Origin of the sequence: Aeromonas sp. 600527 (assembly GCF_049175415.1) — a bacterium.
GTDB classification, from domain to species: domain Bacteria; phylum Pseudomonadota; class Gammaproteobacteria; order Enterobacterales; family Aeromonadaceae; genus Aeromonas; species Aeromonas veronii_A.
In genome coordinates this window covers 1-922 of record NZ_JAAKVA010000041.1, presented here as the reverse complement: position 1 = coordinate 922, position 922 = coordinate 1, and the positions used below count along the sequence as shown (strand labels likewise).

Annotated in this window: 1 protein-coding gene; it reads right to left on the bottom strand. The window is 44.7% G+C overall.

Features of this window, described 5'->3' with window-relative positions; all coding sequences use genetic code 11:
* The coding region (locus G5154_RS21115; RefSeq protein ID WP_421263989.1) for a transporter substrate-binding domain-containing protein at window positions 1–922 on the bottom strand (922 nt) is incomplete at both ends.

Genomic DNA, 922 nt, shown 5'->3' with positions numbered 1-922 from the left:
TACTGACGCGCCAGCGATTGGAAAGGCCCTCCAGCTCATCCGGCGGAATCATGGCTATCACTTGATCCAGGATGTCCCTTAAAATCCGGCGCTCCGGGGGAACAGCAAAAGCTGCGCTTATTGGAATAGATTCAAAAAGTTCACCCGTAATGAACAGGCTGTCCTGAAACTTGCTATTTATGTAGTACTTGGCAACTCGCAATGGAAGCACGGTCACATCACAAAGCTTGCTTGCCACACAACGCAATGCATCTTCGATGCGATCGAACTGCTTGGCCTTCAACTGGCCATACTCTTCCTCAATCGCCTGTTCGGAAATAAAATCCTTTACCATCGCAACCGTACCGGTTTTAAGTAACGTCTCCGGCACCGTTGCCTCGTGACTGACTCCTACAACATAAGCTAAAGGATCCGGTACAAAGGCGCGGCTAAACAAATAACTACTTCTACGTGCGTCCGATGGGCTCAATACCGCTATGTCTACCTGACGCTCGTCAAGCAGCTTTAGCATCTGTGTAGTCGTCTTAACCGGTACAATCTCTATTTCAACACCCAGTTTCGCCCGCAGAACTTGCAGCAAGTCAGCAACAACCCCATGCAAGGTGTTATTTACATCTAGAAAGCTAAGCGGAGGAACACCATCATTAACGCCAATTTTTATTTTTTTTTGTTTACCTAGCCAGTTCCACTGCTCGTTACTTAACTCAACCTTACGCGCGCTGATAGAAAGTCCACCTCCATTCCAACGCTTTGCAATTTCCTCACGTTTTCCGTCTAGTATCTCCTCTAAAGCAATATTTATAATCTTTTTTAGTCGTTGATTTCTCCTGTCTAAAGAAAATGAAAAACCATGAGTATCTCGATATAGTGGCTTTAATAACTGAATACTGTCTTGGTAAAACTTATTAACAATGAAATTTCC